This window comes from Actinophytocola sp., from assembly GCF_009379765.1.
Classification (GTDB): domain Bacteria; phylum Actinomycetota; class Actinomycetes; order Mycobacteriales; family Pseudonocardiaceae; genus Actinophytocola.
Genome location: NZ_WHTD01000130.1, coordinates 1 through 23,292, shown reverse-complemented (window position 1 = coordinate 23,292; position 23,292 = coordinate 1). Strand labels below are relative to the sequence as shown.

19 protein-coding genes are annotated in these 23,292 nt (G+C 70.9%); 9 read left to right on the top strand and 10 right to left on the bottom strand.

What is annotated here, in order from left to right:
* A partial coding sequence (locus tag GEV28_RS30885; protein ID WP_291415983.1) for a hypothetical protein occupies window positions 1-269 on the bottom strand: 269 nt, incomplete at its 3' end.
* Window positions 270-357: 88 nt separating this feature from the next.
* On the bottom strand, window positions 358-942 hold the full coding sequence (locus tag GEV28_RS30880) for a TetR/AcrR family transcriptional regulator (RefSeq protein WP_291415984.1): 585 nt from the start codon (window positions 940-942) through the stop codon (window positions 358-360).
* A 100-nt stretch (window positions 943-1,042) separates the two neighbouring features.
* Between GEV28_RS30880 and GEV28_RS30875 the strand changes: the two genes are divergently transcribed.
* On the top strand, window positions 1,043-2,512 hold the full coding sequence (locus GEV28_RS30875) for an NAD(P)/FAD-dependent oxidoreductase (RefSeq protein ID WP_291415982.1): 1,470 nt from the start codon (window positions 1,043-1,045) through the stop codon (window positions 2,510-2,512).
* A 5-nt stretch (window positions 2,513-2,517) separates the two neighbouring features.
* Here GEV28_RS30875 and GEV28_RS30870 read toward each other — a convergent pair whose 3' ends face one another.
* The 6 genes from GEV28_RS30870 to GEV28_RS30845 form a co-directional block, all read right to left on the bottom strand.
* Window positions 2,518-3,009, bottom strand: coding sequence for a helix-turn-helix transcriptional regulator (locus tag GEV28_RS30870; protein ID WP_291415981.1), 492 nt, complete (start codon window positions 3,007-3,009; stop codon window positions 2,518-2,520).
* A gap of 170 nt (window positions 3,010-3,179) precedes the next feature.
* Window positions 3,180-4,946, bottom strand: a complete 1,767-nt coding sequence (locus tag GEV28_RS30865) for an LCP family protein (protein WP_291415980.1) — start codon at window positions 4,944-4,946, stop codon at window positions 3,180-3,182.
* Between the two features lie 160 nt (window positions 4,947-5,106).
* A complete protein-coding gene (locus GEV28_RS30860; RefSeq protein ID WP_291415979.1) occupies window positions 5,107-7,329 on the bottom strand; it encodes a phospholipase A2 in 2,223 nt (740 codons plus the stop codon).
* Window positions 7,330-7,474: 145 nt separating this feature from the next.
* Window positions 7,475-8,719 carry a GGDEF domain-containing protein gene (locus GEV28_RS30855; protein ID WP_291415978.1) on the bottom strand — a complete coding sequence of 415 codons (1,245 nt, stop codon included), beginning with the start codon at window positions 8,717-8,719 and terminating at the stop codon, window positions 7,475-7,477.
* A gap of 508 nt (window positions 8,720-9,227) precedes the next feature.
* Window positions 9,228-10,463 carry an MFS transporter gene (locus tag GEV28_RS30850; RefSeq protein ID WP_291415977.1) on the bottom strand — a complete coding sequence of 412 codons (1,236 nt, stop codon included), beginning with the start codon at window positions 10,461-10,463 and terminating at the stop codon, window positions 9,228-9,230.
* Between the two features lie 330 nt (window positions 10,464-10,793).
* Window positions 10,794-11,546, bottom strand: a complete 753-nt coding sequence (locus GEV28_RS30845; RefSeq protein ID WP_291415976.1) for a transglycosylase SLT domain-containing protein — start codon at window positions 11,544-11,546, stop codon at window positions 10,794-10,796.
* 250 nt (window positions 11,547-11,796) lie between these two features.
* On the opposite strand from GEV28_RS30845, the gene GEV28_RS30840 reads away from it, so the two are divergent.
* Window positions 11,797-13,041 carry a hypothetical protein gene (locus GEV28_RS30840; RefSeq protein ID WP_291415975.1) on the top strand — a complete coding sequence of 415 codons (1,245 nt, stop codon included), beginning with the start codon at window positions 11,797-11,799 and terminating at the stop codon, window positions 13,039-13,041.
* Between the two features lie 89 nt (window positions 13,042-13,130).
* The gene (locus tag GEV28_RS30835; protein ID WP_291415974.1) at window positions 13,131-13,484 is read left to right on the top strand and encodes an STAS domain-containing protein; all 354 of its coding nucleotides are present in this window, start codon (window positions 13,131-13,133) and stop codon (window positions 13,482-13,484) included.
* A gap of 51 nt (window positions 13,485-13,535) precedes the next feature.
* On the opposite strand, the gene GEV28_RS30830 is transcribed toward GEV28_RS30835, so the two are convergent.
* Window positions 13,536-14,738 carry a cysteine desulfurase-like protein gene (locus GEV28_RS30830; RefSeq protein ID WP_291415973.1) on the bottom strand — a complete coding sequence of 401 codons (1,203 nt, stop codon included), beginning with the start codon at window positions 14,736-14,738 and terminating at the stop codon, window positions 13,536-13,538.
* Window positions 14,739-14,785: 47 nt separating this feature from the next.
* On the opposite strand from GEV28_RS30830, the gene GEV28_RS30825 reads away from it, so the two are divergent.
* The 5 genes from GEV28_RS30825 (at window position 14,786) to GEV28_RS30805 (ending at window position 20,115) form a co-directional block, all read left to right on the top strand.
* On the top strand, window positions 14,786-15,532 hold the full coding sequence (locus GEV28_RS30825; protein WP_291415972.1) for an IclR family transcriptional regulator: 747 nt from the start codon (window positions 14,786-14,788) through the stop codon (window positions 15,530-15,532).
* A 93-nt stretch (window positions 15,533-15,625) separates the two neighbouring features.
* Window positions 15,626-16,645, top strand: a complete 1,020-nt coding sequence (locus GEV28_RS30820) for an Ldh family oxidoreductase (protein ID WP_291415971.1) — start codon at window positions 15,626-15,628, stop codon at window positions 16,643-16,645.
* Entirely contained in the window at window positions 16,642-18,000 is a 1,359-nt protein-coding gene (locus GEV28_RS30815) for an MFS transporter (protein WP_291415970.1), read from the top strand. Before GEV28_RS30820 ends, GEV28_RS30815 begins: the two co-directional genes overlap by 4 nt.
* Window positions 18,001-18,017: 17 nt before the next feature.
* The gene (locus GEV28_RS30810; protein ID WP_291415969.1) at window positions 18,018-19,364 is read left to right on the top strand and encodes a mannitol dehydrogenase family protein; all 1,347 of its coding nucleotides are present in this window, start codon (window positions 18,018-18,020) and stop codon (window positions 19,362-19,364) included.
* Window positions 19,351-20,115, top strand: a complete 765-nt coding sequence (locus GEV28_RS30805) for an SDR family oxidoreductase (RefSeq protein WP_291415968.1) — start codon at window positions 19,351-19,353, stop codon at window positions 20,113-20,115. Before GEV28_RS30810 ends, GEV28_RS30805 begins: the two co-directional genes overlap by 14 nt.
* A 160-nt stretch (window positions 20,116-20,275) precedes the next feature.
* Here GEV28_RS30805 and GEV28_RS30800 read toward each other — a convergent pair whose 3' ends face one another.
* Entirely contained in the window at window positions 20,276-20,860 is a 585-nt protein-coding gene (locus tag GEV28_RS30800) for a dihydrofolate reductase family protein (RefSeq protein ID WP_291415967.1), read from the bottom strand.
* 393 nt (window positions 20,861-21,253) lie between these two features.
* Here GEV28_RS30800 and GEV28_RS30795 point away from each other — a divergent pair, with 393 nt between their 5' ends.
* Window positions 21,254-22,723, top strand: a complete 1,470-nt coding sequence (locus GEV28_RS30795; RefSeq protein ID WP_291415966.1) for a recombinase family protein — start codon at window positions 21,254-21,256, stop codon at window positions 22,721-22,723.
* The last annotated feature ends 569 nt before the right edge of the window (window positions 22,724-23,292 follow it).

Sequence of the window (23,292 nt, the reverse complement as noted above, 5' to 3'; positions counted from 1 at the left end):
GGGACGGCCACCGGCGGCGGGGGCGCGGCCGGCTTGGCCAGGCGGGCCGTCAGGTAGGCCGTCGTGAACTGGAGGGCGTCACCGTTCAGCAGGTGCACCACCGTCCGGTGCTCCTCGTCCGGCGCGACCTTCTCCACCAGCTGGTCGGCCCGGTCGCGCGCGGCGATCAGCCCGGGCGCCTTGCCCGTCAGCCGTTGCCCGCGGCCGACGACCGTGACCTGCCAGTCGTCCCCGTCCGGTACGTAGTTGACCTCGATCGGATCCGGCATTGCTCCGCCCCTCTCGGCAGCACTGACTCCCTGTTCCCCATTGCACACCTTTCCACCAGGAAAGACACGCTCAGCTGACCATAATCGATCAGCGGTGACCCTGCGTGCTGGCCGAAAGGCCGGACCAGAGCATCCGCATGATGATCGCCGCCGCGTCCTCCGCCGTAACGTCCTCGCGCCCGACGTACCAGGTCGCCAGCCGTTCGCAGGCCCCGACGACGATCTCGGCGTACGCCTCCAGCTCCCGGTCCGGCACGTCCGGCAGGAACGAGGCGAACAATGCGGCGTTGACCTCGGTCTGCTGCTGGCGGATGCCCTCGATCTCGTCCATCGCCGCCTGGCCGGCCACTGCGGCCTCCTGGCGCAGCAGCTCCCACGACCGCCGGTGCGAGTCGATGAACGCGAAGAACGCCACCAGCCCGCCGCGCATCGCGTCCTCGGCCGAGGTGATGCCCTCGACCGATGTCATGGTGGCCGTCAGCAGCTCGGTCCGGGCCTGCCGGATACACGCGACCAGCAGGCCCTCCTTCGAGCCGAAGTACTCGTAGATCATCGGCTTGGAGACCCCGACCCGCTCGGCGATCTCGTCCATGGACGAGGCCTGGTAACCGCGCTCGGCGAAGATCTCCTCCGCCACGGCGATCATCTGCCGCTCGCGCTGGGCCCGCGGCATGCGGTGGCGCTTGGTCCCGGGGGTGGTCACGGCGCCACTCTACCGGAAGTAACCTACTCGGAGTAAGGTAGCGCGGAGTCGATGCCACGGAGGTCGCCGGATGGCCAGGGCCAGGCAGTTCCACACGGTCGTGATCGGTACCGGGTTCTCCGGGCTGGGCATGGCGATCCAGCTCAAGCGCGACGGCCGCGACGACTTCGTGGTGCTCGAGAAGGCGCGGGACGTCGGCGGCACCTGGCGGGACAACACCTACCCGGGCTGCGCCTGCGACATCCAGTCGCACATGTACTCGTTCTCCTTCGAGCAGAACCCCGACTGGACGCGGTCCTTCTCCTACCAGCCGGAGATCTGGCAGTACCTGGGCCGGGTGACCGACGCCTACGACCTGCGCGGGCACATCCGCTTCGGCGTCGAGGTGACCGGCGCCCGCTGGGACGCCGACGAGAACCGCTGGCACGTCACGACCGCCGCGGGCGAGGAGCTCGTCGCGCGGTTCCTCGTGTCCGGCATCGGCGGGCTGCACATCCCGAACACCCCGAAGCTCCCCGGTATCGAGAACTTCACCGGCGTCGCGTTCCACTCGGCGCGGTGGGACCACGACTACGACCTGGCCGGCAAGCGGGTCGCGGTCGTCGGCACCGGCGCGAGCGCGATCCAGTTCATCCCGCAGATCGCCCCGGAGGTCGCCGAGCTGACCGTCTTCCAGCGCACCCCGCCGTGGATCATGCCGAAGCCCGACCACCCGATGCCGGGCTGGGCGAAGCGGCTGTTTCGCACGGTCCCGGGCGCGCAGCGGCTCTACCGCAACGTCATCTACTGGCTGCTCGAGGCCCGCGCGATCGGCTTCAACGGCCGGCCGGGGCTGATGAAGCTCGCGCAGAAGGTGGCGCTCCGACATCTGCGCAAGGCCGTCGCCGACCCCTCGCTGCGCCGCAAGCTCACCCCGGACTACGTGATGGGCTGCAAGCGGGTGCTCATCGCCAACGACTACTACCCGGCGCTCACCAGGTCCAACGTCAACGTGGTGACCGACGGGGTGGCCGAGGTCCTGGCCGGCTCCGTCGTGGACACCGCGGGCGTCGAGCACGAGGTCGACGCGATCATCTACGGCACCGGATTCCACGTGACCGACGCGTTCGACTACGTCAACATCACCGGCGTCGGTGGCCGGGACCTGGCGAAGGACTGGCGCACCAACGGCATCCAGACCCACTACGGGATCACCGTGGCGGGCTACCCGAACCTGTTCTTCCTGCTCGGCCCGAACACCGCGCTCGGCCACAACTCGGTGGTCTTCATGATCGAGTCGCAGATCCGCTACGTCGCCCAGGCGATGGCGCTGGTCGACCGGTCGGGTGCGGCCGCGTTGGAGCCCAAGGAGAGTGCGCAGGCCCGGTTCCAGTCCGACATCCAGCGCAAGCTCGTCGACGGCGTCTGGACCCAGGGCGGCTGCACGAGCTGGTACCTCGACTCGCACGGGGTCAACCGGACCATCTGGCCCGGGTTCACATGGCGGTACTGGCAGCGGACCCGCCAGCTGGAGCCTGCCGACTACGCGCTCGTCCGGTGAGCTCATTAGTCCTCGGTGTCGCGGACGGGGCCACTGACCTGCCTGAGGCGCGCGATGAGGTCCACGGTCTCGACGCCGCACAGCTCCGCCATCCGCTCCAGCGCCGAGATGTCGAGGCACACGTCCGGGGACTGGTGCCCGTTGATCTCGGCCAGCTTTCCCTTCGCCCAGCGGCGTAGCGGCAGCAGCTCCGGCTGGCCGTCCCGAACGACCTTGCGCAGGTCGATCCGGATCCGCCCGACCGGGGAGTCGCTGAACACCCGCTGGTGTACCCGCGCCAGCAGCTCGTGGGGTACCTCGTCGAGCGCCAGGCAGAGCTCGACGAGACGCACCACGGAGCACTGCCGGGTGCCGAGCTCGTAGGTCGCCAGCGTCTGGAGTGAGATGTCGCTCTGCAGCCTGCGGTTGAGGTCACGGCGGGTCCAGCCGCGCTGCTTGCGCAAGCGGCGCAGCTCATCGCCGAGAACCCGCTGGTAGGTCGCTGTGTCCAGCTGCACGTTCGCCCCTCTCCGAGCGGCATCCCGGTTCGCCAGACCGGGTGCCGACATAAGAGGAAGCAAGCAAGTGCCGAGTGATTACGCGGGTTTCCACAATTTGCTTGAGCAATTGCGCCGAATGGCTCTGTAACACCGTGACCCGGCCGACGATGCCGGCCGAACGGACCAGCTCAGTTCACGCACCCGGAGGCGTCCGGCTGCGCGGGCTGCCCCGCCCGCGCCGGCGACAGGCGCAGCAGCGGCTGCCCCACCGGCTCCGGCGCCAGACGCAGCAGCGGTTGCCTGGTCAGACTGTTGCCGCTCGCCTCGACGTTGCTGGCGTCGAAGTCGCCGCCCAGCAGGACCGTCACCGTGCCGGGCGGCAGGTTGCTGTCCTCCTCGACGACCGGGCTCCCGCCCAGCGCCGCGGCGACCCGGTCGCCGGCGTCCTGCTCGCCCTGGGCGTGCCGGACGACCGTGGCGTCGCGCGGGTCGGCGTTGCCCACCTCGCCCTTCGCGAAGCCGTCCCCGGCGAGTGCGGTCGCGACCGAGTCGGCCACGCCCTGCTGGCCGGAGGCGTTGCGGACGTTCACGGTGATCTGCTGGTTGCCGGCCTGGTCGCCGGAGCCCCCGGCGCCCGGGGCGGGCGCGGCGCTGCTCGACTGCTCCTTCGTGCCGAGCAGGCCCTGCACGAACGACCGGACCGCGCCCGGGTCGACCTCGATCGCCGACCCGTCCTCGGGGGTCTCCAGGTCGGGACGACCGACCGGGATGGTCTTGAACGTCAGGTTGCCGCCGGTGAAGGTCATCATCTGCTGGGCGAACTGGACGACGTTCCAGTCCTCGTCCAGCACCACCGACTTCTGCACCGCGGTCTTCAGCTTGTCGAGCGTGTCCGAGCCCGGCGTGAGCATGTCCTGGGAGAAGACCTTCTTCGCCATGCCGCTCATGAAGACCTGCTGACGCACGATCCGGTCCAGGTCGCCGTTGGGGAGTCCGTGCCGCTGCCGGACGAACGCCAGCGCGGGCGCCCCGGAGAGGTTCTGCTTGCCGGCGGGGAAGCGCGCACCGGAGTACGAGTCGTCGACCGGCTCCTTGAGACAGACGTCGATGCCGCCGATGGCCCTGGTGATGTCGTAGAACCCGAGCAGGTTGACCTCGGCGTAGTGGTCGATGGTGGCGCCGGTGAGCTCCTGGACGGTCGCGATGAGGTTCTTCGCGCCCTCCTGGTTGGACCGGACCTCGAGCTGGGGCTTGTCGGAGACGCCCTCGTTGCGCAGGCTCCGCATGGCCTCGTTCTTGGCCCGCAGGTACGCGGAGTTGATCTTGTGTTGGCCGTAGCCGGGGATGTCGACGTAGGAGTCGCGCGGCATCGAGATGCCGACCGCGGCCTTCCCGTCGTTCGGGATCCTGATCATGATCAGGGAGTCGGTGTTGAGCTCGCCGTCGCTCTCGCCCGCGCTCAGCATCGCGAGCTGCTCGTCGGACAGCGGCTTGCCCTGCGCGTCGGTGCGGCTGTCCATGCCGACCATGAGGATGTCGATGGCACCGTCGGCCGGCCGCTCGGTGGGGGGCTGGTCGATGACGTCGGCGGTCTGCATGTCCTGGTTCCAGGACTCCAGCTCGCGCCAGTAGTAGCCGGTGACGACGAGGATGAGCACCGACACGACGGTGAGGGCGAGCTTGCCGCCGGTGAGCAGCGGCCGGTGCGCCGGCTGGCCGCGCGGTGCGGGCTCGTGGCGCACGGTCGGCGGATCGGGCAGCGGCTGCCAGCGCGCGTCGGAGGTGCGGGACGGGCGGCGGTAGGGATCCTCGCGGACCGGCTCCTGGCGTGACCCGCCGGCCGGCCGGCCACCGACGACCCGGCCGGCGTTCGCGGGTGCGCGCTCACCGGCGCGCGGGGTCGGCTTGCCGCGCTCCGCTCCGCGGCCGTCCGACCTCGGCGGCCGATGGTTCACCCCGACTCCTCCCGCAGCGCCCGTTGGTCGTTCCCCGGCCCCGAATGCCGTCCCCTGACACTGTTGAGACGCGCCGGGGTGGCCGGAGGTTGTCCCGTAGGGTGGCACACGTCGCTCACCGTGACGGGACCGGCGCGCGTTTTGGTCCTCGAAGGTGTGGTCAGCGGCCTGTACCACCTATCGGCACCGGATGCGCGGGCGCCCTGGCCCGCGTCGGCTGCGCGCACACCACCGCGACGGCGAGCGCCGCGACCATGACCGCCCCGTGCACGATCGTCCCGACGCCGCTCATCGTCGTGATCATCGGCGGCACGCAGGCGATGGCGGTGACGAGCCACGGGCTCGGCCGCGAGCTCGTCTGCAGGTGGACGCAGTGCACGAGGTACCAGCCGACCAGCAGGTGGATGAGGTTGGCCATGGGGTCGATGGGCAGGCCCAGCAGCGTCGAGGTCTGGGTCCAGCCGGACAGGCCGGTGACCGCGAAGCCGAGCACGCCGACCGTGCCGAAGGCCACGCCGAGCGCGGCGGCCGCGGTGTCCGCCCAGGTCCTCGGCTCGTCTCTGGTGATGTCGTCGGTGACCTCGACGAGCTCGGGCTCCTGCGCGGTCCGGCCACGCCGATCGAACCGGCGCTCGAACAACAGGAACGACAGCAGCGTGGGCATGGCGATGAGGCCGAGCGCGAGCATCGTGCGTGGCTGGATGAGCCAGTCGATGCCGCCGGCCCACACCCCGGCCCGGCGGGCGACCCCAACCAGGCCCTCGAGCAGCAGAATCGCGCACAGGTAGAGGAGGTAGACCGTCATCGGCGCGGCCCGGACCACGGTCATCGCGCGGGCCGGCCAGCCGGCGGCGACCGCCCGCAGGCCCGGCTCCCGCGGGAGCGCGACGAGGCAGACCTGCGCGAGGCCGATCAGCAGCACGCCGGCGAGCGAGGGCGCGAACGCCGCGTACCCGGTCGGCTCGGCGAGCTGGAGCCGGGGCTGGGCGCCCAGCGTGGTGAGCGCGACGAGGCCGGCGAACGCGCCGGTCGCGCAGGCCACGAGCACCCAGCGCGGCAGCCGCCACAGCGTGCCGTCGGCGTAGTGGAAGGCGAGCTGGCCGAACAGCAGCGCCACGAGCACGCCGCCGATGTGCGCGGCGACCGACCCGCCGAAGAAGCTGAGCGCGACCACCGCGGCCAGCAGCACGACCGGGGTCGAGTAGGCCAGCCCGCGGTGCAGCCGGTGCATGGCCGGGGTGACCGCCACGACGAGCAGGTAGAGCCCGAGCAGCCACAGCGGTTGGACGATCAGCCTGCTGAACGCGGTGATCGCGTCGTCCGGCGCCCGGAGCAGCTCGAGCGAGAGCGGGACGACGAGCCAGGCGATGACGAACGCCAGCACCGGCCGGATCAGCCAGCCGATCCGGCCGACGAGGTAGGTGCCGTAGCCTGCGCCCGCGTCCCGGGCCGCCCGCCAGGCGAGGAGGTTGGCGTGCCCGCCGGCGAGGAAGAACAGCGGGACGAGCTGCAGGAGCCAGGTCAGCGGCCAGAGCCAGCCGGTCTCGGCGGTGCCGCGCATGGTGAACGCGAGCATGGACTCGGCCAGCACGATGCCGGTGAGGCTGACGATGCGCAGCAAGCCGAGGTAGTCGGCCTGCGCGAGCTCGGTCGGGTCGAGCCGCGGCCGGGTGGGCGCCGGTCGGGGCTTGTGCCGCACCCCGCGCCGGACGACCGCGGGAGCGCGGACCGCGATCAGCAGCATGATCACGACCATCGCGACCGACCACGGCCCGACGGGCTCGCTGCGCGGCGGGCCCCAGCGCTGGTGCCAGGAGTTGACCACGAGCCCGACGGTGTACAGCGAGGCGACGACCTCGCAGGCGGCCGGTGCGCCGCGCGGGTTGAGCGTGCACTGGGCGTGCATGTCCATCGAGAGCCGGTCGTCGAGGCGCTCGCGGAGCTCGGGGGCGAGCGGCTGGCCCTTGCGTTCGGCGTAGCGGAGCATGTCGTAGCCGAGGTCGTGCGCCTTGCAGCCGACGCTGTAGTCCCAGCGGGTGTCTCCCCAGGGGGAGGAGCAGCCGCCGCCGGGGTGGACGGCACGCGTGGTGCCGTCCGGGGCCTTCACGTGGATCGGGTCGCGCCCGCTGACCGTGTTGAAGTCCTTCGGCAGCGCGGCGATCGGGTCCCGGCCGGACCCGGGGTCGAGCTGGTCCTCGATCGCCTGCTGGACCTTGGCGACGTCCCCGGTCGGCGGGTGGGTGACCGGCGGGTTGGGTCGCGAGGCGATGACCGCGAACGCGGCGGCGGCGAGGATCATGACGACGAGCCAGCGCAGCCGCGGCATGCCGGTCGCGACCCGCCCGCCCCCCGGCGGCGGGCCGTCCGACGCCTCCCCGATCATCGGGTCCCCATGGCTTCGAAGGTTACTCGCCGCGATCACCCGGCTCAGCTTGTTTGCGGCAAGTGAGCACCTGGGTATTACCCGCCGGTAGTACTCGGGTCCGGGGTCGCCACCCGAGGGCGGTGGCCGGTCCCGCAGGGGTCCGTCAGGACGCCAGGCGGACCTGGTCCCGGCCGTTCTCCTTCGCCTCGTACACGGCGGCGTCCGCGGCCTGCAGCAGGTCGCCGAGGCCGGTGGCGTGCTGGGGGTAGACCGCGACCCCGATCGACGTCGTGCGGTCGGTGATCGCCACCGGGCCGCCGCGCTTGTCGGTGGTCGGGACGTGCAGCTCGGAGATCATCCGGCGGATCCGCTCGCCCGCCTGCTCGGCCTCGCCGGCGTCCGCCTCCGGCAGCAGCACCACGAACTCCTCGCCGCCGAACCGGCCGACGATGTCGCTGGGTCTGGTGGCCCCGCGCAGCGCGTGCGCGACGTACTCGAGCATGTCGTCGCCGGCCGGGTGGCCCCACGTGTCGTTGATCGACTTGAAGTGGTCCAGGTCCACCATGAGGACCGCCGCCGACCCGTTCGCCCGTTCCACCCGCGACAGCGCCCGTTCGGCGCCCTCCCGCCAGCCGCGCATGTTCAGCAGGCCGGTCTTGGGATCGGTCCGCACGTCCACCTGTAGCTGTCTGACCTCGGCGATCCGGTTGCCGATGACGCTGATCACGACGATGATCGCGAGCGCTGCCGGGAGGTTCACCAGCAGGATCGCCGCGACCGTCCCGAGCGCGATCGTCAGCGCCTCGAGCTCGTTGTCGTCCTTGGTGCCCAGCACGGTCCGGATCGTGGGTCGCGACGTGCTCAGCAGGATGGCGCCGATACCGATGACCGCCGCCTGCGCGGAGAAGTACACGAGCCCGCCCAGCAGCAGGATGCCGAACTCGGTGATCGAGTCGGGCACGGACAGGTCGGACCAGCTCCGCGGGCCGAACGCGGTGACCATCTGGTGGGTGGCCACGGCGGCGAGCAGCACGCTCGAGGTGGAGAACGCGAACCGGTACAGCGGCCGGCGCGCGACGAACCAGCGCTGGGTGCGGGACAGGACGATGCCGAGCAGGGCAAGCTGCACGGGCAGCACGACCACGCTGGCGAACGACCAGATCCCGACGAGGTCGATCTGCACCGTGACCTTGCGGCTACGCCTGCGCTCCTCCTGCCGCCGGGACAGCTGGAGGTGGACTGTCGCGCAGATGGCGACCGCCGCGAGCCGGAGCCAGTCCGACCCGATCGGTGTGGGCGCGGTCACAGTCGCCAGCACGATGCAGGTGATCGCCGCCAACTCGCAGGTCAGCATGTAGGCGATCAGCCTCGGCCGCTGCCGCCAGAAGGCCCACTGACGCAGATGCACTACAAATCGGCTTCCGTGGTGTTGCGATTCGCTCTGATCGTTCACACTTGTCGGTGAAACAGGTAAGTGGCCCTGAGTACGCTCCGCTGATCCCGTTCCGTCGCCGTTCATGGTGTTGGGAGTCATCGTGTTGGGAGGGGTTTTACCAGGTGAAGTGCGCCTGGGCCCGTCGCGAGCGGTGGAACTCATGGGCTTGTGTTCCTCCCTTCGTGTCACACGCAAGTGTGCCCCGAAGGTGCTGAGCGCCAAGCCTCGGCGTCACCGGCTAGCATTCGCGTGCGCCAACGGCCGGTACCGCCTGGGCGGCACCCTCCGACGCTGTCCCGTCCCAGCGGGAGGTGAACCGTGATGTCAAATCGTGACCTGTGAGTATCTGACAGAATGTCCTGGGGGGATGACCAACTCGGCTCTGGTGACCCCGCCATGGAGGTGAATCGCGATGAGGGACCGCGACCTCTGATCCCGCCCGCTGCACCTCCTGCCTGGTATTCCCCGACAGGCACACCACTCATGAGGGCAGCGTATTCAAGTTCGGCACGATTCGGGCGTTTCCGACCGATCGGTTGAGCCGCGCCCAAGCCACCGTCGCCGGGATGGCGATGACGACGCCCAGCACACCCGCGAGGGCGATCGTCGTGGTGGTCGAGCCGATCCCTTGCGCCACCGCCCCGCCGATGGCCACACCGATGCCCTGCGACACCCGCAGCCCTGTTCGGATGACCCCGAACGCACCGCCGCGGATCTCGTTGGGCACCAAAGTGTTGAACGTGGCGCTGACCGTGATCTGGTAGGCGCCGAAGGCTCCGGCCAGTGCCAACAGGACTATCGCGAACGCGACGTGCGGCGTTAACGCGAACGCCACGAGTGTCGCGGACGAGCACCCGGCGAGCACACCCATGATCCGCACCCGGTGCTCTGCGGCGACGAACCGGGACAGCACGTAGGTGCCGATGACGAAGCCGAGCGGGTCGGCGGCGAGCATCCAGCCGACCGCCGCGCTGGGGGCGCCGAGCTCCTGGGCGAGCGGCGCGACCAAGCCCTCGGGGATGACGACGAGCCCGACGAGCCAGGACAGCGTGAGCAGCACCCGCATCCTGCTGTTGCCGAAGACCCAGCGCGCCGAGTCGAACCAGCCGTCGGTCTTGTTGCCGGCGACCCGGCGGTTCTTCACGTACCTGTGCACCACGGCCGTGCTGATGAGGAACGTGACCGCGTCGATGACGAGCGCCCAGCTGGTGCCGATGGCGACCACGAGCACGCCGCCGCCGGCCAGGCCGACGAGCATGAGCGTGTTGGTGGTGATCCCGCGCAGGTCCTGGCTGCGCAGGTAGAGCTCGTCGTCGGTGAAGACCTCGCGGGTGACCGCGTTCTGCGCGGCCGCGGCCGGCGACTGGATCAGCCCGATGGCGAAGACCAGCGCGCAGAGCGCGACGATGCCCATGCCCGGGATGGCCATGAGGCCGACCACGCCGGCCTGCAGCAACGTGCACGTGACGATGAGCTGGCGGCGCCGGAACCGGTCGGCGAGCTGGGACAGGCCGAGCCCGCCGGCGAGCGCGGAGAGGAAGGTGAGCGCGTAGGCGACGGCGGCCCAGAGTGCCGAGCCCGTGCGCTCGTAGACCAGGATGGTGAGCGCGACCTTGGCGAGCTGGTCGCCGAACACGGACTGGGCCTCGGCGAACCAGAGCGCGCGGAACTCCGGGACCGCCAGCACGGCGGAGAATCCCGGCGTCCGTTGGCTCAACGTCAACCCCCGTGTCGACTACGACGGCGTTCCCGCCCCGGGTGGCGGGGAAGCTCCCCCCGCTCGCTGTCGACCGGGCAGTGCTCGACACACGCGGTACACGGTCAACTACTTCTCGCCCTCGCGATGATATTCAACCGGTCATCATCACGTAGCTCAGAGTACCGGCACCTGTCCGAACCGTGGGCATCGGTGGTTGGTCTCGCCGTGTTCCCAGATGCCAGTTGTAACCCTTTCGGCCTAATCGTGTGTCTGTTTGTGCAGCTCAGTGTGGGTGTATGTGGACGATGTGCGTCGTCGAACCGTCCGGTTTCACCGGTCGGAGTGACCTTACTTGTCCCGCAACAGCTGCAACAGATCGTCGGCGATGTCAGCCTCCTGCTCGCGGTAGTGCTTGGCCGTCCTCGCCACCGATCCGGCGAGCGTGTCGACGTTGTGGCGGACCCCGCGCACCTGGCGCTGCAGTGACTCGCCGAACCGGTTGAGCGCATCGGCGAAGCCCGTCTCCTTGCCGATCCTCCCGAAGCTGTCATCGGCCAGCGAGCGGACCTTGTGCAGCTCCTTCGTCCGCATCGCGGCCAGCTCGTCGGCGATGGTCCTGGCCCGCTTGGCGTAGTCGGTCAGCGCGTCCGGGTCGACCAGGAACCCGCCGCTCGGGTCACCGTTCCCGGGTCGCCGGGTGTCCTTCTCGTCGCCGCCCTTCTCGTCGCCGCGCCGCATCGCTTGCACACCGCGGCGGGCCTCGTCGAGGTGGGACTTGTACGCGCCGCTCGTGTAGGTGGTCCACGGCCGGAACGACTCGCCCTTGCCGGAGATCGCGAACGCGGCCTCTGCGTTGGTCTCCGGGTCGAGGAGCTCGCGGTTCGAGTCGAGGTCGAACTGGCGGCGGCGCTCCGGGCCGAGCGCGCCGAGCATGTTGACCTGCCACAGGCCGTACGAGTCGTCCGGCGGGGTGGCGTTGTGCGCCTGGGGTCGGCCGCTGGACTCGGCGAGCGCGACGGCCACCGCGGTGGTGAGGTCCTGGCCGCGGAACCCGGCGTCGTGCGCGTACTGGGCGATCTGCTCGGGCGAGAGCTTGCTCACGGCGTGCCTCCACGGCGGTCGTCTCGGTAGCTGCCTCCCGAGCGTGGCCGCCTGCCCTGCCCGGGCACCAGGACGACTGCACGAGCGAGCAGGTCGGCTGCACAGCCGGGCACGACCAGCGGCGCGGGATGCCGGGTCCGGGTTGCCGACCATGTCGTGCGGATGGGCCTTGTCCCGCTTACCACGGCGTGCCAGACTCGCCCGCCGTCCGGCAGCTTCATCGCACCACCCACCGCGAAGGTGAGGTCGAATGAAGATCGTGTTCACCGGCGAGCGGAGCCGCGGCGCCCCGCTCACCTGGGGGCAGCGGCACGTTCGACGGACCGCATCCGCATCGTCCCAGGTCCGGGTACTGGACCTGCCGGGCCTACCCGTTCCTCGGGTGGCCGACGCACTCGCCCAGCTGGTCGGCCGGCACGAGGCGCTGCGCACCAGACTCGCCGGCGAGGACGAGCAGCGGGTGTCCGACCACGGGACGCTGGCGGTGGACTGCGGGCCCGCCCTGTCCGCGGACGAGCTGACCGGGCCGTTCGACGACCAGGAGGAGTGGCCGCTGCGGGTCGGGCTGGTGACGGCCGGCCCGCCGGACGGTGCGGCGGTGCGGCAGGTCGTGCTCGTGTCCGGGCCGCTCGCGGTCGACCACAACGGCGCGGAGATCGTCGTCAAGGACCTCGGCCTGTTGCTGCGCGGGGCGTTGCCGGTGCGGTCGGCGGCCCAGCCCGCCGACGACGCGGCGTTCCAGCGGTCGGTGTCCGGTACCCGGCTGACCTCCCGGGCGGTGCGGTTCTGGACCGACGAGCTGCGCCGGGTCGAGCCGCCTCCCGTCGGCCCGCCGGGCACCGCGTGGTCGGTGACGCTGCGCTCGTCGGCGATGGATGTCGCCGCGCACTCGATCGCGGCGCGGCACGGGGTGAGCGCGGCGACCGTGTACCTGGCCGCGACGGCGGCCGTGGTCGGGACGCTGGCCGGGAGCCGGGTGACGGGGCTGCGGGCCGTGGTGAGCAACCGGTTCTACCCCGACCGGCGGGACGTGGTCGCGACGATCGCGCAGGACGGCGTGGTCGTGCTGGACCTCGCGGTGCCGTCGTTCGGTGAGCTGGTGCAGCAGGCGTGGCGGATGACGATGCGCTCGCACCGGTTCGCGCGTTACGACCCGGACGCCATGGCGTCGGCCGTGGACACCGACTCGTTCCCGTGCTTCGACGACTCCCGGCTGGCCAGGCGCGACTGGGCGCTGCCGTCGGAGGCCAAGCTGCGGGCCGTCGCCGAGGGGTCGACGCTGACCTCGTCGGCCGCGTCCGCGGGTGGGCTCGCGCTGGCCGTCGACGGCTCCGGCGCCTCGGCGCGGGCGGACACGATGGCCCGGTCGGACCTCGGGTCGTGCCTAAGCGCGTTGGAGTCGCTGCTGGTCACGGCCGCATTCCGGGACGTCGCGATGGGGGAGCTGGGGGCGCTGGTCGCGCGACCGCCCGGATCTGTCGTACCCCCGGCGTAGCCCGGTGGTCGTTGGAGGGACCTGGCAGGCTCGGACTCGACGAGACCTTTGTACGCTGTCCGCCGGTCTCGCGATTGGCTGGAGGCGACGTGGGTTCTTCAGATCTGCTGACGGTGGGTATCGACGCCCGCGGCGCGGCTGTGGTCGTGTCGGTCAGGGGTGAGCTCGACCTCGCCACCGTGCCCGTCCTACGCGAGCGCCTGGAGTCGGTCGGCGAGGTCTCCTCGGCGCCGAGTCCGCTGGTGATCGACCTGTCGTCCGTGACGTTCATCGGGTCGGCGGGCTTGGCGCTGCTGGTGGAGCTGCACAACCAGTGCACCGAGCGCGGCACCCCCCTGGCCGTCGTGGCGACCGGCACCGTGGTGCCCAGAGCCATCCAGGTGACCGCGCTGGACCAGGTCTTCGCGGTCCACCCCACGGTGGACGAGGCGCTGCACGCCTGACCCCGCCCACCCCACACCCGCGGGTCCGTAACGGGGGACTCGCGGGTTCTCTCAGCCGGCCAGGTCCGCGACGCCGGCCAGCAGGCGGTCCACATCGGAGTCGTCGGTGTACGGGGCGATACCGGCCCGGACGGCGCCGGTTTCCGCTATTCCCAGGCGTTTCGCGCACTCCAGGGCGTAGAAGGTGCCGGCCGGGGCGTTCACGTTCCGCCCGGCCAGCCCCGCGTACACCTCCACCGGGGTGCGGCCGCGGACCGTGAACAGGACGGTCGGGGTGCGGTGGCGGTCCGAAGCACCGAAGCGCCGCACGCCGGGGATCGACGCCAACCCCGTGTCCAGCCGGTCCAGCAACACCGACTCGTACTTCTCCAGCTCGGTCAGCGACGCGACCAGGCGCTCGCGCCGGGAACCGGTGCCGGGCACCAGGTCGGCCAGGAAGTCGATCGCCGCGGTGGTGCCGGCCAGGAGCTCGTAGGGCAGGGTGCCGAACTCGAACCGGTCCGGCACGGCGTCCGACGCGGGCAGCAGCTTGTCCGGATGGATCATCTCCAGCAATGTCGGCGCCGCGTAGAGGAAACCCAGGTGCGGGCCCAGGAACTTGTACGGCGAGCACGCGTAGAAGTCCGCCCCCAGCGCGGCGGTCGACACCACGTCGTGCGGGGTCAGGTGCACTCCGTCCACATAGGTCAGAGCGCCGACCGAACGTGCCGCGGCGGCGATCGACGGCACGTCGGGACGGGAGCCGAGCAGGTTCGACGCCGCGGTGACCGCCACCAGACGGGTTCGGGGCGAGAGCGTCTTGGCGACCGAGTCGACCGACAGCACACCGGACGCGGGGTCGAAGTCGGCCCACCGCACGGAAGCGCCGGCCGCGGTGGCGGCCTGCACCCACGGCCGGACGTTCGCGTCGTGGTCGAGCCGGGTCACCACCACCTCGTCGCCGGGGCCCCACCCCTTCGCCAGCGCGCGGGCGAAGTCGTAGGTCAGTGCGGTCATGCTGCGGCCGAACACGATCCCCGCCGGCACCCCGCCGACCAGGTCCGCGGCCGCCGCGCGGGCCGAGGCCACGACCTGCTCCGCCCGGCGCTCCGCCGCAGTGACCGTGCCGCGGTTGGCGATCGCCGCGGTCAACGCGGCCGCCACGGCCGAGCCGACCGCGGCGGGCGACTGCGACCCACCCGGGCCGTCGAAGTGGGCGGCGCCCTCCGCGAGCGCCGGGAACTCGGCCCGCACCTTGGCCACGTCGTAGGTCATCAGGTACCTCCAGCGCCGGTGATCGATACCCATCTACATTAGGTCGCATGCGCGACGAGGAGCCGCAGTCGGCGGCGGACAAAACCCTGAGCGTGCTCGAGGCTCTCGCCGACCACTCCCGCATCGCCGACATCGCCGCCACCTGCCGCCTGCCCAAACCGACCGTCCACCGCATCCTGCAAACCCTTGTCCGGCACGGCTTCGCTCGCTCCGACGGTCAGGGCAACTACGTCGGCGGCCCGCGCATCCTCAGCCTCGCCGGCCGCTTCCTCCAGCGCCTCGACATCGCCGAGCAGGTCCGCCCGATCCTGCGTGACCTGCAGGAACGCACCGGCTGGACGATCCACCTCGCGCTGCTGTCCGGCGACGAGGCCGTCTACGTCGCCAAGCTCGAAGGGGCCAAGCCCTACCATCTCGCCTCCCGCGTCGGCATGAGCCTCAAGCTGCACTGCACCTCGATCGGCAAGGCCATCCTCGCCACCATGTCCGACGACGAGGTCCGCGCGCTCGCCCGGCGCACCGGCCTCACCGCGCGCACGGAGAACACGCTCACCGACGAGAACGCGCTGCTGACCGAGCTGAGAAAGGTCCGGAAGCACGGTTACGCCGAGGACCACGAGGAGAACGAGGCAGGTGTCCGCGCGGTCGGCGCCGCCGTCTTCGACCACACCGGCGACGTCCTCGGCGGGCTCTCCGCCGCCGCCCTCGTCCACCTCACGAGCGAGAACACCGAGCTGCCGGCGCTGGTCACCGCGGCGGCCCGGGACGTCTCGCGGGCGCTCGGCAAGAGCTGAACCGACCCAGAGCTGTGACCCGCTTCACAGGGCGGGCGATTCGTGGCACGATGTCCGCGTGTAGATGGAACGCTATTTCGTCAGGTGGAACAGATGCGCGTGAACGCGGGTGAGCTCGGCCGGCTGGCGGCGAGCGTCCTGGTCGCACACGGAACGTCCACGGTGGACGCCGAGGTGGTGGCCCGCTCGCTCGTCGAGTCGAACATGCTCGGCCACGACTCGCACGGCGTGCGCAGGCTCGGCCAGTACGTCCGGCAGCTCCACAGTGGACAGATCGACCCGCGGGCCGAGCCGAAGACCGAGGTCACCCGCCCCGGCACGGTCGTCGTGCACGGCCGCCGCGCGTTCGGCCAGCTCGCCGCCGGCCACGCGGTGCGCGAGCTCCGCACCCTGGCCGGGAGCCACGGGTCCGGCGTCGCCGCCATCCGCGACTGCAACCATGTCGGCCGGCTCGGCGAGTACGTCGGCACGCTCGCGGAACACGACCTCGTCGCGCTCGCGTTCGGCAACGCCGACCCGACCGTCGCGCCCTACGGCGGCCGGGAGCGACGCCTGGGCACCAACCCGCTCGCCTGGGCGGTGCCGAGGGCCGAGGGCAAGCCGCCGGTCGTCATGGACTGGGCCACCTCCGGCGTCGCCGAGGGCAAGCTCGCCGTCGCGCGCGACCGGCGCGAGCAGGTGGCCGAGGGCCTGGTGCTCGACGCCGCGGGCCGGGTGTCCACCGAGCCGGCCGACTTCTACGCCGGCGGCGTCCTGCTGCCCTTCGGCGGGCACAAGGGTTACGGGCTGAGCGTGCTCATCGAGATCGTCGGCGGGCTGGTGTCCGGCACCGGCATCGGCAGCATGCCCGGCTACCGCGGCGGCTTCGGCACCGTGCTGATGGCCTTCGACATCGCCGGGTTCCTTCCCGCACAGGAGTTCCGCGAGCAGACCGAACGGTTCTGCCAGGAGCTCACCGGCACCCCGCTCGCCGAGGGACACCAGGAGGTGCTGGTGCCCGGCGAGCCCGAGGAGCGCGTGCGCCACGAGCGCGAACGCGACGGCATCCCCATCACAGCGGCGACCTGGCGCGAGCTCAACGGTCTACTGAGGACAGAGGAGGAGCGACCATGACCGTCAACGACGACGGGACCACGGAAGCGGTCCAGGGCACCGAGCCCAAGGAGCTCCGGCGGGTGGTGGGCGCGTCCGTGGTCGGCACCGCGCTGGAGTGGTACGACTTCTTCATCTACGGGTTCGCCGTGACGCTCGTGTTCAACGAGCTGTTCTTCGTCACCGGCGACGCGGCCACGGGCACGATCGTCGGCTTCGCCACCTTCGGCGTCGGGTTCGCCGTCCGCCCGCTCGGCGGGTTGCTCTTCGGCCACCTCGGCGACAAGATCGGCAGGCGGTCCACGCTGGTCATCACCACCCTCGTGATGGGCGTGTCCACCGGCCTCATCGGCCTGCTGCCCACCTACGACTCGATCGGCATCGCCGCGCCGATCCTGCTGACCCTGCTGCGGATGTGCCAGGGCCTCGGCGCGGGCGCGGAGTTCGGCGGCGCGTCCACGCTGCTCGCCGAGCACGCGCCCGCCGCGCGCCGCGGGTTCTTCACCTCGTTCGCCCAGACGGGTGTCCAGATCGGACTCCTCTCCGGCACGGTCGTGTTCCTGCTGGTGGAGTCGCTGGGCGAGGCGACGGTGCTCGCGTGGGCCTGGCGCATCCCGTTCCTGTTCAGCTTCGCGATGATCGCGGTCGCGCTCTACGTGCGGCTGCGAGTGGCCGAGTCGCCGGTGTTCCGCCGGATGACCGCCCAGCAGGCCACCGTGTCGCTGCCGGTGCTCGACGCCCTGCGCCGCTACCCGCGCAACTTCCTGATCGGCATCGGCGCGCACATCTGCGACACCGCGGTCGTCTACATCTACGCCACCTACAGCCTCACCTACATCACCAAGACGCTGGAGCTGGACCGCTGGGTCGGGCTCACCGGCGTGATCATGTTCAGCGTCCTCGTGATCGCGCTGCAGCCGGTGTTCGGGCAGCTGTCCGACCGGATCGGCCGCCGCCCGCTCAACCTGTTCAGCGTGGTGTTCACCGCGGTGTGGGCGTTCCCGTTCTTCCTGCTGCTCGACACCCGCGAGCCGGTGCTGATCTGGGTCGCGCTGATCATCGCGACCACGCTCGGGTTCGCGCCCATGATCGCGGTGCAGCCGGCGTTCTACGCGGAGCTGTTCGGCGCGCGGGTGCGCTACACCGGGTTCGCCGCGTCGCGCGAGATCGGCGCCGCGCTCGGCGGGTTCTCCCCGCTCATCGCCGCCGCGCTGGTCGCGCAGGCCGGCGGCACGGGCTGGCTGGTCGCGGTCTGGATGATCGGCACCGCGGCGGTATCGTTCGTGGCGTTCTGGTTGTCGGAGGAGAGCAAGGACGTGGACATCACCGCGGTGGACGCCACCGGCTACACCGCGTCGATCCCGGCGGCGCGGTGAGTACTGCCCGGCTTCGGTTGTCGCGGGCATCCTACGCCGGCGACCTGCCGAAGGCGGGCACCGGAATCGTCCACTTGGGACTCGGCGCGTTCCACCGGGCCCACCAGGCGGTGCTCACCCAGGAGGCGATGCTCGCCGAGCCGGGGGACTGGGCGATCTGCGCGGTCGGCCAGCGCTCCGGCGCGGTCCGCGACGCGCTCGCCGCGCAGGACTGCCTGTTCACCGTGGCCGAGCGGGACGCGGAGGGCGAGCGGCTCCGGGTCGTCGGCAGCATCCAGGAGGTGCTGCTGGCGACCACCCAGCCACACCGGCTCGCCACCATTCTGTCCGATGTGGACATTCGGGTCGTGACCATCACGGTCACCGAGTCCGGCTACCGGCACGACCCCGCGACCGGTCGGCTGCGGGCCGCGGACCCCGAGGTCGCGTCGGACCTCACCGGCCGGTCGCCGGGCACGGTGATCGGCCAGCTCGTCGGCGGGCTGCGGCGGCGCCGGCACCGCGGGCACGGCGGGTTGACCGTGCTGTCGTGTGACAACCTGCCGGACAACGGGACGCTGGTCGCCGGGCTGGTGCGGGAGTTCTGCCTGCTGGGGCACGAGACCGCGCTGGCCGACTGGGTCGCCGAGCACGTGCGGTTCCCGTCCACGGTGGTCGACCAGATCGTGCCGGCCACCACCGGCGCGGACCTCGCGGCGGTGGCCGAAGGGCTCGGCCTCGAGGATCGCGCCGCGGTGGTCGGCGAGCCGTACCGGCAGTGGGTGATCGAGGACGACTTCGCCGCCGGGCGGCCCGCCTGGGACCGGGCCGGCGCGACCCTGGTGACCGACATCGCGCCACATCAGGCCGCCAAGCTGCGCCTGGTCAACGGGACCCATTCGGCGCTCGCCTACCTGGGTATGCTCGCCGGCTGCTCGAGCACCGCCGAGGTGGCCGGGCGGGACGAGCTCGCCGCCTACGCGTCCCGGCTGATGATCGAGGAGACCGGCGCGTCGCTGGCCCGGTTCGGCCTGGTCGTCGGTGATCGCGAGGTCCAGACGTTGCTCGGCCGGCTGCGCAACCCGCGGATCACCCACCGGCTGGCCCAGATCGGCGCCGACGGCCCGCGCAAGCTGCCGCAGCGGTTGCTCGCACCGGCCGAGGAGCTGCTCGCCTCCGGTCGCGAGCCGCGGCTGATCTGCCTGGCGCTGGCCGGCTTCCTGCGCCACCAGGGACTGTCCGAGCTGGACTTCCTGCCCGCATCCCTGCGAGGGTCCGTGGTGTTCCTGGAGCTGCTGGCCGAGGCCACCGACCGGCTGGTCGCCGACGGCGTGACCGCCACGGTGCGCCGGATGGCCGAGGAGGCGTCACATGGACCTGCATGACACGGTCGCCGTCGTGACCGGTGGCGGCACCGGCATCGGCCGCGCCACCGCGCTGGCGCTCGCCCGCGCCGGCGCGAAGGGCGTAGTGGTCAACTACTCCCGCTCCGCGGACGACGCGGCCGCGGTGGTCGACGAGCTGACGGGGCTCGGCTGCGTGGCGATGGCCGAGCGGGCCGACGTCGGCGACGACCGCCAGGTGCGGACGTTCGCCGAGCGGGTCCGCGTGCGCTTCGGCCGGGTGGACGTGCTGGTCAACAACGCCGCCACCACGTTCCGGATGTCGCACGAGGACCTCGACGGGCTGACCGACGACGCGTTCGCCCGGGTGCTCGACGTCAACGTGCTCGGCCCGTTCCGGCTGGCGCGGGCGTTCGCGACGGACCTGCGGGCGGCCCGCGGCGCGATGGTGAACATCGCGTCGATCTCCGGCTACCGGGCGGGCGGCTCGTCGATCGCTTACGGCGTCAGCAAGGCGGCGTTGCTGCAGCTCACCCGCAACCTCGCGGTCGCGCTCGGACCGGAGGTGCGGGTGAACGCTGTCGCGCCGGGGACGGTGGCGACGCGTTGGCAGACCGACATCCACGGTGTCACCGGGTTCGCCGAGCGGGCCAGGGCAGAGCGCGAGTCGGTGCCGCTGCGCCGGACGTCGGGCCCTGAGCACGTCGCGCAGGTGGTGCTCGGCCTGCTCGGCATGGACCTGGTCACGGGCGAGGCCGTGATCATCGACGGCGGCAAGCATGTCACCTACTAGTGTCCCCCGCCGGGAGTCTGTTGCTTGAGTCGGCGAGTCCAGGTTTCTGCTGGCAAGGCGCCGGTTCGTCCTCGTACCGGGTTGTACTCGGGTGGACCGGCAACGCCGCCGGCAGGAAGCTGGGCCGGCGAATCGAGTGACGAACTTCCGGCGGGGGACACTAGTCGCGCACCACGCGGAAGCGGATGTGAGTCGCCTGCGGGGTCTCGACCACGCGGGTGCGCTCCAGGGAGATGGGCTTTCCGCCGATGTCGTCGAACAGGCGGACGCCCGCGCCCATGAGGACGGGGATCAGGTGGACCTGGACCTCGTCCACCAGGCCGGCCGCCAGCGCCTGCTGGGCGGTCGTCGCGCCGTGCAGGCCCACCCAGCCGTCGTCGCCCGCCACGGCCTTGGCCTTGGCGATCGCGCTCGCCACGCCGTCGGTGACGAACGTGAACACCGGGGACGCCGTCGCGGGCGGCTCGTGGGTCACCACGAAGCACGGTGTGTCACCCACCGGGCCGCCGTCGCCCCAGCCGCCGTCGCCCTCGCAGAAGTCGTACGAGCGGCGGCCCATCACGACCGCTCCCGCTGCGCCGACCATCTCGCCGATCACCTCCGCGTCGGCCGGGGTGTGGTCCTCGCCCCACAGCCAGCGGTGCAGCCGCTCACCGCCTTCGCCCAGTGGGTGCTCGCGGCTGTCGTTCGGGCCGGTGACGTAGCCGTCCAGGGACACCGACATGCTCGATGCGACCTTCGCCATGACTCCTCCTTGCTCCGATGAACGGGATGTGCCGGTGTAACGCCGGCCACCGCGGAACTCATCGGTCGCCGCGGAAGAAATCTCGGACCGGCGTGCTGGTTCGTGGCGAGGCCGTGCTCCACGCCCTCGAACACCGTGCACCTCGGGTAAGCGCCCCCGGTGCGTCGCCGACCCGCCCCCTGGCGCGGACCGATGGCTTTCTCCACGCCGGCTGGTCTTGACTGGTGAGGCCAGTCGAGAGGAGCGTCGTGAACGTCGCGGACAAGCCGGTGGAGCCCGACTTCCTGAGCCAGGCCGACCCATACCGGCGCGAGCTGCTCGCGCACTGCTACCGCATGCTCGGCTCGGTGCACGACGCCGAGGACCCGGGGGCTGTGGGGCTACCATACACACATGGACGCTACTACGCCAGGTCGTCGCCCGTCGAAGGAAGACGACCGACTACAGGCCGGGTGCTACGCCAGGCAGTCACACGGCAAACAGGTCAGCATCGAGGACCAGATCAGGGAGGCGCACGAGACGTGCGGCCGGGAGGGATGGGTGCCGCTGGACTACGGCGACACGGTGAGCGCGTCCCGGTTCGGCACCCGGGAGCGCGGCGGCTGGTCCGAGCTGGTTGTCGATGTCACCGCGGGCAAGCTGGACATCGTGGTCCTGTGGGACTCCAGCCGCGGGGACCGCACCCCGAGCACGTGGGCGTTCTTCTTGGAGCGCTGCCGCAAGCATGCTGTTCGGATCCACGTCATCCGCGATCAGCGCAGCTATGACCTTGCCATCCCCCGCGATTGGAAGATCCTGCACGACTCGGGGACCGACGCTGCCTACGAGTCCGAGATAAAGAGCGTGGATGTTCTCCGCGGTGTTGCCGGTGCCGCGCTGGCAGGTAAGGCCCATGGCCGTGCTGCCCACGGCTACACCAGGCGGTACGACCCGGACGACCGCAAGATCTTCACCGAGGTCCCGAACGATGACGCGGTGGTCGTGCGGGAGATCATCGAGCGCATCGCCCGCGAGGACCCGCTGATTGCGATCATGCGGGACTTGCACGCCCGGGGGATCACGGCGCCCGGCGGTGGCCCCTGGCGCCGCAACATGATCAAAAAGCTGGTTCATCCCCGCTACATCGGGAAGCGCTCGCACAACGGCGTCCTGCACGACGCGAACTGGCCGCCGCTGGTGGACGAGGTGACGTTCTACCGCGCCCAGTCGGTGCTGTCCGCACCGGGCCGCAGGCAGGCGGCCCCCGGCGCCACCAAGCACCTGTTGTCCTACATCGTGCTGGCCCAGGGTTGCGAGCAGGGCGGCCGGCTCGCCATGCAAGGCCGCGCCGACCGTGCCCGCAGGTACAAGTGCGATGCCGACTCGTGCCTGTCCATCGGCGCCGACGAGTTGGAGGCGTTCGTCACCGAACTGGTGATGCACCGGCTGGCGAGACCGGATGCCCGGCAGGTGTTCGCCCGCGGGGACGAGGCGGCGCGGGTGGCCGAGGTCGAGGTGGCTCGCCTCGACCTCCAGTTGCGAGAGGCGAGGGTGTCCTTCGCCGATCCGGACGGCGGGATCAGCGCGGACGCGCTGGCGATGAAGGAGCGGCACACCATGCCGCTCCTGGAGGCCGCGCGCCAGCGCCAGGCAGAGGCGTCGCACTCCGGTGCTCTGCTGGCCCTGGTTGGGGATGGGGAGTTCACCGTGGAGGTGGGTCGGCCCCGGTGGAAGCGGTTGAGTGTGGCCGCCCGCCGGTCGGTGATCAAGACTTTGTTCGCCAAGATCGAGGTTGGCAGGCCGACACGGCGGTTGACCCGGTGGTCGACCGGCGATGAGCGGATGGAAGAGGCCGTGAGGCGCACGGCCATCGAGTGGGCCTGAGCGTGTCGCAGTTCGGTCAATCTGCATTCCGTGGGGTCCGTTCGTACGCTTGCCCCCATGTCACAGGAGCAAGCCGAGTACATCGCCAGGATCGTGTCAGAGGCCCCGCCGCTGACCGAGTCGCAGCGAGCTCGGATCTCGGCCTTGCTGGCACCCGATGAGTCGGTTTCAATGATGAACTCAGCAGGTCAGCTAGGCAAAGTGGCGTGAGTACGCTTTAGGTATGGGGGATCGTTCCCCCTGGCTCCAATCTCCCGCCTTCGCAGGATCAGACAGCTACGGCGGCAAGTGAAAACCGGGAGAGCACAACACCGTCAAACGTGTTCGTGTATCTCACACCAAACCGGGCTTGCCCCCTGCGAATCGCCGGATGACGGGCCATTGACTACACAACGCACCTGAAGCCGGCGATCGCCGGTTTGACCGGGCACTAGCCTGGGTCTTTCATGCGGATGTGGGCGACACGGGCTGCAAATGAGGCGAAGTGCCTGTCCTGTAAGGGAAACTGGGACTTGTATGGAGTCCAGGTTGCCGAACGGGAAGGCACTTCGCGGGTGAAGCGTAGCAAG

Bases quoted from the DNA above. Each gene is read 5' to 3' on its own strand.
- GEV28_RS30820 (WP_291415971.1), top strand. From the start codon at position 15,626: ATGCGCGTGAACGCGGGTGAGCTCGGCCGGCTGGCGGCGAGCGTCCTG.
- GEV28_RS30860 (WP_291415979.1), bottom strand. From the start codon at position 7,329: ATGATCGGGGAGGCGTCGGACGGCCCGCCGCCGGGGGGCGGGCGGGTC.
- GEV28_RS30795 (WP_291415966.1), top strand. From the start codon at position 21,254: ATGGACGCTACTACGCCAGGTCGTCGCCCGTCGAAGGAAGACGACCGA.
- GEV28_RS30800 (WP_291415967.1), bottom strand. From the start codon at position 20,860: ATGGCGAAGGTCGCATCGAGCATGTCGGTGTCCCTGGACGGCTACGTC.
- GEV28_RS30830 (WP_291415973.1), bottom strand. From the start codon at position 14,738: ATGACCTACGACGTGGCCAAGGTGCGGGCCGAGTTCCCGGCGCTCGCG.
- GEV28_RS30815 (WP_291415970.1), top strand. From the start codon at position 16,642: ATGACCGTCAACGACGACGGGACCACGGAAGCGGTCCAGGGCACCGAG.
- GEV28_RS30805 (WP_291415968.1), top strand. From the start codon at position 19,351: ATGGACCTGCATGACACGGTCGCCGTCGTGACCGGTGGCGGCACCGGC.
- GEV28_RS30825 (WP_291415972.1), top strand. From the start codon at position 14,786: ATGCGCGACGAGGAGCCGCAGTCGGCGGCGGACAAAACCCTGAGCGTG.
- GEV28_RS30875 (WP_291415982.1), top strand. From the start codon at position 1,043: ATGGCCAGGGCCAGGCAGTTCCACACGGTCGTGATCGGTACCGGGTTC.
- GEV28_RS30880 (WP_291415984.1), bottom strand. From the start codon at position 942: ATGCCGCGGGCCCAGCGCGAGCGGCAGATGATCGCCGTGGCGGAGGAG.
- GEV28_RS30840 (WP_291415975.1), top strand. From the start codon at position 11,797: ATGAAGATCGTGTTCACCGGCGAGCGGAGCCGCGGCGCCCCGCTCACC.